At 71.3% G+C, this 3399-nt stretch carries 3 protein-coding genes; all 3 read left to right on the top strand.

All coding sequences use genetic code 11. The features are described 5' to 3' along the window. A partial coding sequence (locus ACE3UY_RS12535; RefSeq protein ID WP_374687853.1) for a glycosyltransferase occupies positions 1-2237 on the top strand: 2237 nt, incomplete at its 5' end. Positions 2238-2281: 44 nt separating this feature from the next. Further along, the gene (locus tag ACE3UY_RS12530) at positions 2282-3100 is read left to right on the top strand and encodes a hypothetical protein (RefSeq protein ID WP_374687852.1); all 819 of its coding nucleotides are present in this window, start codon (positions 2282-2284) and stop codon (positions 3098-3100) included. 143 nt (positions 3101-3243) lie between these two features. After that, on the top strand, positions 3244-3399 hold a 156-nt coding region (locus ACE3UY_RS12525; RefSeq protein WP_374687854.1), incomplete at its 3' end, for an SDR family NAD(P)-dependent oxidoreductase.

Genomic DNA, 3399 nt, shown 5'->3' with positions numbered 1-3399 from the left:
TGGGGTTGGGCGAGCCGTACCGACTGGCGGCGCTATTCGGCCCGGTCACGGCTGAGGAGTGCGCCGCGCAGCCGCCGCGCCCGTCGTCGCTGTCCCAGGCGGTGGGCGCGACGGGCGGGCGCACCTATGACTTCAGCTTTTGGGGCATCGCCACGGCCGCCGGCGCGATGGCCGAAGTCATCTGGCGCGGCGACGCCTGTGCGTTGCAGCGCACCGACCGCGTGCCGCTGCGGATTGATGAGGATCGCGCGGTCAAGCCGTGCCCGGCCGTCGATCCCTTGCAGCCTGAGGACTGGCCCGACTTACTGCTGCACCGCGTCCGGCTGGTCGCCCCGGCCGGCGCGACCCAGGCCGAGATCCGCTTCATCACCCCGCCGGGTAAGAACGCCATCGTGGACGCCGTCTCCTTCCAGGCCACGGCCGAGACGACGGTCAACGGCGATCTGCTGGAGGTGAATGACGATGGCGAGGTGGTCGGCTGGCAGTTGGCCCCGGCGACGGCCGCGGGCGTCGCGCTACTGCCCGTGGCGGGCGGCCTGCGACTGAGCAACGCCGGCAGCCAAGCGGCCAGCCTGTTGCAGAGCTTCCCGGTCGCGGCGGCCCAGCCGTTCTCGCTGCACTTCGAGGGTGAGATCGGCGGCGTTGGCGCGGGGGGGCCGCCGCGCGTCGAACTGCACTGGCTGGACGAGGCCGGCGCGCCGGTGGGCGCGATCACTGCCCTGGCGATCCAGCCGGATCAGACCGATCACCGGCTGCAAGCCACGACGCCCGCCGCGGCGGTGGCTGCGGAGTTACACCTGGTCTTGCCGGCCGGGGCAGCGCTGGTCGTGCGGCGGGTGGCCTATGCGCCGGTGGAGGCGGCGACCGTCCCCATCTGCTTCGTGGCCCAGGCCCCCGGCGACATCACCGTCCTCGGCTTTGACTACGCCTATGACACACCGCCGACCCGGCCCGCGCCCGCGCCGCCCGGCGGTCTGTGCCCGCCCACGCCGCCCGGTCGCCGGCCCGACGGCAAGTCGGGCTGCGTCTGCGCCTACTGCGCCACGCCGTGCGGCCCGTGTTGCGATGAGCCGGCGACGACTGGCGACGCCGCCGTGCCGCCGGCTGTCGCGTTGCGCGCCGTGGCCCGCCCCACGCGGGCCGTGCGCGTCCCGGTGGCGACGGGAGCGGGCGCGATGGCCCGTGGGCCGCTGGAAGCCATGCGCGCGGCGGCCCGCCCGCGCGTCAGGCCCGTCGAGGACGATTTGCGCGCGTTCATGGTCGCGACGCCGGGCGAATGGGCGGCGCGCGCCCCCGACCTGGCCGTCGCCTCCACGCCGCTGACCATCGTGCGCGGCATCGGCCCGGGGCGCGCGGTCGCGCTCAATGAGCTGGCGATCGACTCGCTGCCGCAACTGGCCGCGGCCGCCCCGGAGCGGATCGCGGACGCTTTGCGCGGCGTGTCGCCGGCCATCGCCGCCGGCTACGTGGCTGAGGCGCGTGCGCTGCTGGCCGACCCGACGGCGCTGCCCGCGCCCCTGGTGTCCTGCATCATGCCGACCTACAACCGCCGCGACTTCGCGGCGCAGGCCATCGATCTGTTCCGGCGGCAGGAATACCCCAACCGGGAGTTGATCATCGTCGATGACGGCGAGGAGGCGGTCGAGGACCTGATTCCGGGCGAGGCCGCGCAGCGCGCCGACGGGATCGCCATCCGCTACGTCCGTCTGGCCGGCCGCCAGTCCATCGGGCACAAGCACAACGTGGCCTGCGAGCGAGCGGCGGGGCCGATTATCGCCCATTGGGACGACGACACGTGGTACGCGCCCTGGCGGCTCAGCTATCAGGTCGCCGCTCTGGTGCGGCGGGAGGCGGATCTGTGCGGGCTGGACAATGTGCTGCACTACAACCCGGCGACCGGCGGGACGTGGCACTCGACGCGCCCGCCCGGCCCGGAGCCGTGGATGCCCGGCAGCACCCTTTGCTACCGCACGTCGGTCTGGCGGGCGCGACCATTCGACGACAGCTCGGTCGGCAGCGACATCCTCTTCCTGCGCGGCCGGCCTGACGCCCGCATCATCACGCTCCAATCGATTGCCTGGCTGGTGGACATCATTCACGGCGCGAACGCGAGCCCCAAAGACCCGCGCAGCCCGCTCTGGCAGCCCTATCCGGCGGCCGAGATACGGCGACTGATGGGCGACGACTGGGCTTTCTATGAGCGGCTGGCCGGGCGGCAGCCCGCGCCGGCCGGTTGACCTGATTGCGTAGGGGCCGGGCGCGCTTGTCGTCCGGCCCCTCTATGGAGGACGTTACGGAACAGATAGAACCCATCGCCGCCGCGATCGAGGCGCTCCTGAGACCCGTGGCGCTGCTGGCGCTCATCGTTCTGGCGCTCTTTGTCGCCTGGGCGGTCGTTCACCGCGTGCGGCAGGGGCGGGCCGAGCGGCGGCTGGCGGCCGTCCTGCAATTGGCCGACGCGGCCATCGATTACGTGGAGCATCTCGACGCGCGCGGGGATCTGACTGTGCCGGCCGGCGGCGTTAAGAGCGGCTTCAAGCTGGCCCTGGCCGGGGAGTGGCTGCAAGCGGAGGCGGCGCGGCTGGGCATCCGGCTGGCGGTCGAGGAGGCGGCGGCCTGGGTGCGGGCGCGGCTGCAACGGCGCAGCGGCGAACTGAAGCTGTTCGTGACGATGGCCGAGGCGGCCCGCGAGGCGGTGGATCGCGTGGAGCGGCTGGTCATGGGCGATTCGACGGCCCGGCTGGACACCAGCAACCGGACGCTGTTCTATAGCCGGCTGGCGGCTGACTGGTTCGTCGTGCGGCTGGCCGAGCACGGGGCGGTCGTGACGCGCGACGAGGGCACAGCCTGGGTGCAGGCGGAACTGCTGCGCCGGCTCAACGCCCGCGCCGACGAGATGGCGACGCGCAACGATCTGGCCTCGCTGGCGCTGGAGGCCAACGCCTTTTTGGACACGCTGCGGGCCAACAACCGGCTGCCGGCGGGTATTGAGGCGGCGCGCGATCTGGCCATTGCCTGGGTGCTGACCGAGGTTGCCAAGCGCGGGCTGGCCTATACGCCGCGGGAGATTGTGGGGGCGGTGAAGCAGATCGTGCGATAGAAACCGAGTTTCTTCCGAGAAACTCGGTTTCTACAAAATGTACCGGATATATATCTGTCTTTCTCTCTGGGGATACAGTCGCGTCGGCCCGGCTTCACCTATAGTTATCGAGGAATTCATCCCAATACGGTAGGTGAAGTACTATGACCCTGAACGATAAAGTGGCGCTGGTTACCGGCGCTGGCTCTGGCCTGGGCAAGGCCGCCGCGCTGCGGCTGGCCCGTGAGGGCGCGAAGGTCGCCGCGCTCGACCATACACTGGAAAATGCGCAGAAGACGGTGCGCAAGATCGAACAGGCG

This window comes from Promineifilum sp. (SeqCode), assembly GCF_041918635.1.
Lineage (GTDB): Bacteria > Chloroflexota > Anaerolineae > Promineifilales > Promineifilaceae > Promineifilum.
Note: the sequence above shows the minus strand (reverse complement) of the source record. Positions and strands in the feature narration are given on the sequence as shown.